Raw genomic sequence first — 6655 nt, forward strand, 5'->3', positions numbered from 1 at the left:
ACTGGTAAAACCTTTAATTCTAGAATCTTGATTTTTTTGTGCTAAAATCTTGAGACTAATCTGGAATTTGAAATCTATTCAATACTTTGGAGTATTGATGTTTTCAAAAGAGATTCTTTTGTTATACCAAATTATGGGGAGTTTATGATTCGAATCGTAATTATTGATGATGAACCTAAGGCCATCATTTCTCTTGAGTGGGAATTGAAGCAGTCGGGGATATCAGTAGAGGTAGTAGGTAAATTTGGGGAAGCAGAAAAGGCATTGCAGGAAGTGGATAGACTTCACCCTGACTGTATTTTTCTAGATATAGAGATGCCAGGTTTGGATGGGTTCAGGTTTTTGGATCATTTTCCCAATCGCAATTTCGAGGTGGTTTTTGTGACTGCACATGCCGAGCATGCCATTCAGGCTATACGAGAAAGAGCTTTTGATTACTTACTCAAACCAGTTGATAGTTCTGATTTGATGAATTTATTGAATAGAATCCACCAAGATTTGATCAATAAATTAAATAGCTCTACTTCTACCAATTTCTCTATCCAAAAGGAAAAAATAGCGATCAATATGGACGATCAATTGATCTTAATTGATCCGGATGAAGTGATTTACTGCGAAAGTGAGGGGAGTTATTCCTATATCCATACTGTAGACGGTGGGAAAGTATTAGTTTCTAAAAGGCTGAAATTATTGGATAGTCTATTTTCCAAGTCTAGATTTTATAGAATACATCATTCATTTTTGATAAACCTTAAAAAAGTTAAGTCCTATGAAAAATCTACTGGAAAAGTGAAGCTTACTGATGGGATTTCGCTTCCAGTCTCTAGGTTAAAAAAGGCAGGTTTTATCGAATCACTGAAATAAAAATTGATGAGTTTTTTTGATAAGTATCCTTTGATCGAAATTCTAGAAAACAGCAATTTTAACGGCTTGGGCTGGGGAGTTACAAGTGTGCTTTTTTACTTATCCTTATACCATTTCGTTCTTTTTATCAAAAGCAGGGAGAAGTTTTATCTGTTTTACAGCATGTACGCGCTGATTAATGGTATCAATCTAATTCAGCGAGTAAAGGGCGTATTTGTAGAAAATGTTTATACTGAATATTCAGATGTTTTTATCCATTTGAATTTCCCTATTCAATTTGCTAGCTACCTGATTTTCTCCTTTTTCCTAATCGAGATTCTCAATTTCAGAAAGCATTTCCCAAAGTTCACTTCCTTCTTTACTTACTATGCTCTGATTACCAGTTCTATTTTCGGAGTCTTGGTTTTAGGAAGATATGTTTGGGATGGGTATGCTTTAATGCGGGGTTATTACATCACGGTGTTCATGCCCTGTACATTGATTTTTTTGATTTTTGGAGTGTATCTCACTATCAAAACAGGAGAGAAGGTTAGGTATTACATTCTCGCAGGATACCTGATCTTAGGGGTTGGTTCATTCATTTTTGCTTCCTTGACTTTTGGAAAAGATGTTTCGTTTACTAACAAATATCATTACATCTACTACTTGGCGGTTTTAGCTGAAAACTACTTGTACACCTATGCTCTTGCAATCAAGCAACGAGAAGTTTACGAGGAAAAGTTTGAAATGCAGACTTTGCTTTTATCAAAACTTCAGGAAAATGAAGGGCTTCGCGAAGAGTTAAATAAAAACCTTAAAAGTGAGTTGCAACTCAAGGAAAGTCAAATATCATTTTTGGAAGCTGATGCAGAAGAACAGCGGGTCTCCAAGCTTAGTGCGGATTATGAAAAGCAAATCACGCTACTACATCTTCAATCACTTAGAAGCCAGATGAATCCACATTTCATCTTTAATGCCCTGAATTCTATCAAGGTTTTTCTGATTGAAAGTGATAAAGAGAACGCTGTCTTATACCTAAACAAGTTTGCAAAGCTCATTAGAATGGTATTGGAAAGTTCTAGGGAATTTAAAATCTCACTAGGTGAGGAGCTAGACATTGCAAAGCTTTATCTCAGTTTGGAAGCGATCCGGTTTGAAGATGGAATTGATTTCACGATTGATGTCGAAAGAGGGATAAGTCTCAGAGATACTAAAGTACCGCCATTGGTTTTTCAGCCATTTTTAGAAAATGCTGTATGGCATGGGTTAATGAGTAAAAAAGGCCCTAAATCAATTTTTGTTCGTGTGTTTACTGAAGCCGATAGTGTTGTGGTTTCTATCCGAGACAACGGAATTGGTAGAGCAGAGTCCACGAAACTAAAATCTAGTCATTCCATCCAAAAGCAGTCCATCGGTATTTCGCTTTCCTCAGATCGACTTAAATTCTTTAATCAAAGCGAAAAATTCAATTATCATTTTTTAATTCTGGACCATGAGGGCAATTCCTCCGAGAGCGGAACAGAGGTGGTATTTTACCTAAACAAAAACGAGTATTGATAAGAATTAACTGGGTTAGGTTACACTAGTGCTACTTTTTGATACATAGGTTTGATTCATTCACATTTCATTGAGATAGCTTTACTCCCATAAAATAAATTTCTGGTTATTAAATGTTTGCAGATTTTTAAGCGATTCATTGCTTTTGGTATAGCGTGAATCAGCCGATAAATACTCTGAGCAATGAAAGTCAATGATAAGATTCGGCTCTATTTTCTTTTTTATAATCCTTTTAGTTTCCTGCGGAAAAGATAGACGTGCTAACTCCATCATCAGTAGCATTCCTAATGAAGCAGAATTTTCTGATTCTTCTGAGAGCAGAGCAAGTGATATTTCAAAAGCTTTAGAAATTCAAATTCCAATGAGTAATGAGGAGCTCAAAAATTGGATTCCCGTGAAAGTTGGCCAAATGGAGCAGCGAAAATTAATTGTCGGCCATAAACAAGGCATGGAAATGAGTGGCGCTATTTCTACTTATCAAGAAATCGGGCAAGAAGGTAAGCAGGTATCTATGGAGGTGCTGGATGGTGCAGGAGCAACTGCGGCGGTGATGCTGAGTTCAATTAGTCAAAAATTGAATCTTGATTATGAAGAACAACTGCCAAGCGGCTATTCCAAGATTTATGAGAGAGAAGGTCTTCGCATATGGGAAAAATCAAATTCTGAGGAGCATCATGTGGAAATTGAATTTGTGTTGAAAGAGCGGTTCCATTTTATATTTAAAGGCTATCAAATCCAAATGGACGAGTTTTGGGCTTTTGTGAAAGAAGTGATTGAGGAGATGAAATAAGGGGAATTCTACCCGATGAAATACCAATTGATCAAGATTTCAAATTCAGGTATATACCAAGTTTAATTAGCTGTTTCTCTTTAATGAAGGGATTGGTTTCCGTGAAAAGAAAAAAGCTAAGAATTAGAATTTCAAGAATTTTCAAAATACACCACATATAAACCATGAAGATCAAAGCCATTATTATCAGCTCATTTTCGATAGTTCTATTTCAGATTCAACTGGTAAGTGCCCAGCAGGAGCTTCAAGGCCAGATTGCCAATTATAGTAGTGGCCTTTCAGAAATCGAATCATTTGATAGGTTTTCAGGGAATAGCCAGAAATGGGGTGAAGTCAGTGAAGAGGGGAAATTCTCCATAATTCTGCAAGATAATTTTCTGGAGAAGGCTAGAAAATTGGCAGAAGATGCTCAGAAAAATGCGCCCAATGGTTTTACGGTGGGCTTTAAAAAAGTTTCAGAGACCTTTGCATGTGCTTTTGAAGAAGTCGAAACAGAGAATGGAGATATTGAAGTATCAGGAGTTCCTGAATTAACACTCATGGACGAAATGGGAAATCCAAGTAATGGGATTTTGTATGCCAGCAGTAGTTTAGATATAGCAAGGTGGCTATTTACCTACCGTGATGAGAATGTAATTCCAGGGTACTATTTGGAGTTTTATTATTTGGAAGGCCCTGCAAAGGCAAATGGGGAATGTATTTTGGAAACTTACACTGGAAACGATGAGGAAAAATATGAGGAAGTCACCAGCATTAATCTGGAACTTCAGGCAGGCTGGAATATAATTCGGTATGGGATAGATGAAGTTTTTACCTCTTCTACTGGAAAAGTTTACCCTTTAAAATTAACTGTATCAAGACTGGAAAGTCTACCGGAAGACTTGTTATGGTTTGCAGTAAAGGAATAGACATCCTTTCAATGATTAGCTAAATAGCCTGAAATAATAAATCAGGCTATCTTTTTTTGCTGATGTTACATATGTATAATCCTTTGGTACATATGTACTATCCACTTCATGCATAGAAATTGAAATTTGGTTTTAGAGAAGTAGATCCATTTTGGACTGACTTTTCAAAGAACCAACCTTGAATTTCAAAATATGATGAATTTTTACAGTTTATCGAAGAGCGTTTTTTTAATCCTTTTCATTTGGATAATCAGTCCAGTAGCCAGTGTTGCTCAAGCACTTTCTGGAAACTATTCTATCGGAGTAGGCGGAGATTACCTAAGTTTTTCCCAAGCAATCACAGGTCTTAACACGAATGGAGTTTCTGGGCCAGTGGTTTTCAATGTGGCAGATGGGACATACAGTGAGCAGATCGTACTAGGTCCTATTACGGGCTCTTCTGCTACCAACACCATCACTTTTCAATCTCAGTCTGGAAATGCAACAAATGTCATTTTAAGTCATACTGCTGCTGGAGTAGGAGATAATTATGTGGTTCTTCTTGAAAATGCATCTAATTTTTTATTTAAAAACCTGACTTTTTCAGCTAGTGGAACTACCTATACACGAACTGTTAGAGGTCAGGTGGAATTGCACAATATTGCATTTGAAAGTTGCGTATTAAATTCTCCGATCACCAATAGTACAAGTAGTGATAGAGGCAATGTGATTATTTCTGCATCGACTTCTTCGGATATTCGGTTTACAAATAATAGCATTGTCGGCGGTTCCTATGGCATTTTTTACCAAGGCACAAATGGTAGTGGTGGATCTAGAGCACTTGGATTTGTATTAGAGCAAAATCAATTTAGCGATCAGTTTTATCGTGGCATTCAATTAAGTAATTTATTTGAGGCCCAAGTCACTGACAACCGAGTAGTTTTATTGGGATCATCCTCGGCGAGTTCGGATGGGATTTATGTGGATGAGTCAGAGGGTGCTTTCCGCTTGACGGGTAACAGGATTGAAGGAGCAAGCCAATACGGGTTGTATATGACCAGCTGTACGGCTACTGCAGGCTCACCAGCCTTGATTGCCAACAACCATATTCATTCGAAGGCGGGTAGCTATTCGGTGTACTTTGCAGCCAACCAGTACCAGCGTTTTTACCATAACAACATCAATACAACTGGCGGAGCTCAGGGGCTTTATTATAGTGGTTCAGGAGCAGCAGGCAACAAAATAAAAAACAATATCTTCAAGTCGAACACGGGTTATGCGGTGAATGTGGCCAACTCGACTGGTTTGGATGAGATGGATTACAATGACTTTTTTACCTCAGGTGTTTATCTGGGAAGATGGGGCGCTTCCAATGCTGGTGATCTTGCGGATTGGCAGGGGTTATCTTCGAAGGATGCCAATTCTCTGAATGCTGATCCACAGTATATTTCTGCTACCGATCTGACAGCGAGTTCTCCGGCTTTAGCGAATGCAGGTATTCAACTAGCCGAAGTCCCTGAAGATATCAATGGAGATCTTAGAAAAGCAACTCCTACCATCGGAGCGAATGAATATGATGCGGCAGCGTTAGTGCCTTTATCAGGGATCTATACAATAGATGTATCAGGTAGTGGAAACCGAAATTTTATAAGCTTCCAGGAGAGTGTGGATGCAATGGTTTTGAACGGACTTGGTGGAGCTGTTACGTTTCAGGTAGCTGCTGGAACTTATACCGAGCAGATACTGATACCGGATCTTTCTGGAGGATCGGCTAGCAATACGGTGACCTATGAATCAGCAACAGGAAATGCGGAAGACGTAACCCTGACCTTTGGCTCGACTGCAATAGGGACAAACTATGTGATCGGCTTTGACAATGCAAGTGATATCATCCTGAGAAACCTAAACCTGGTAGCGACTGGAACGACCTATGGGCGAACAGTAGTGGCGTTGAACCGGGCGGATAATCTGACGATTGAGGGCTGTATTCTGGAATCACCGATCACTAACAGCACCAGTTTTGAACGGGGGAATGTCATTTTTATCCCGGCAATATCGAGTGATCTGCGAGTATTGAACAGTACGATAATCGGAGGTTCGACAGGCATTTATTATCGGGGTTCGGAAAATGGATCTTCCAGAGGAAACGGAGGAGAGATCCGCAAAAATGAACTGACCGATCAATTTTATAGAGGAATGGTGCTACAGTACCTGACTGGAGCGGCAGTCACTGACAACCGAGTAGTTTTATTGGGATCATCATCATCGAGTTCGGATGGGATTTATGTGGATGAGTCAGAGGGTGCTTTCCGCTTGACGGGGAACAGGATTGAAGGAGCAAGCCAATACGGGTTGTATATGACCAGCTGTACCGCCACAGCAGGCTCACCAGCCTTGATTGCCAACAACCAGATTCATTCGAAGGCTGGTAGCTATTCGGTGTACTTTGCGGCCAACCAGTACCAGAGTTTTTACCATAACAACATCAATACGACAGGCAGTGCACAGGGGCTTTACTACAGTGGTTCTGGTGGGGCAGGAAACAAAATCAAGAACAACATCTTCAAGTCGAACACGG

General features: G+C 39.2%; 5 protein-coding genes. All 5 read left to right on the forward strand.

The genetic code is table 11. The features are described 5' to 3' along the window. The first annotated feature begins 144 nt into the window (after positions 1-144). Entirely contained in the window at positions 145-864 is a 720-nt protein-coding gene (locus ESV85_RS12720) for a LytR/AlgR family response regulator transcription factor (RefSeq protein ID WP_146918151.1), read from the forward strand. 6 nt (positions 865-870) lie between these two features. Next, positions 871-2400 (forward strand): histidine kinase, encoded by a 1530-nt coding sequence (locus ESV85_RS12725; RefSeq protein ID WP_146918153.1) that lies wholly within the window; start codon positions 871-873, stop codon positions 2398-2400. Between the two features lie 193 nt (positions 2401-2593). Continuing rightward, positions 2594-3190: a hypothetical protein gene (locus ESV85_RS12730; RefSeq protein ID WP_146918155.1), complete on the forward strand. Its 597-nt coding sequence runs from the start codon at positions 2594-2596 to the stop codon at positions 3188-3190. A 164-nt stretch (positions 3191-3354) separates the two neighbouring features. Next, positions 3355-4098 carry a hypothetical protein gene (locus ESV85_RS12735; protein ID WP_146918156.1) on the forward strand — a complete coding sequence of 248 codons (744 nt, stop codon included), beginning with the start codon at positions 3355-3357 and terminating at the stop codon, positions 4096-4098. Positions 4099-4290: 192 nt separating this feature from the next. Continuing rightward, positions 4291-6655, forward strand: a 2365-nt coding sequence (locus tag ESV85_RS12740) for a right-handed parallel beta-helix repeat-containing protein (RefSeq protein ID WP_146918158.1), incomplete at its 3' end; no start/stop codon positions are given.

Source organism: Algoriphagus aquimarinus (assembly GCF_007997215.1).
GTDB lineage: Bacteria > Bacteroidota > Bacteroidia > Cytophagales > Cyclobacteriaceae > Algoriphagus > Algoriphagus aquimarinus_A.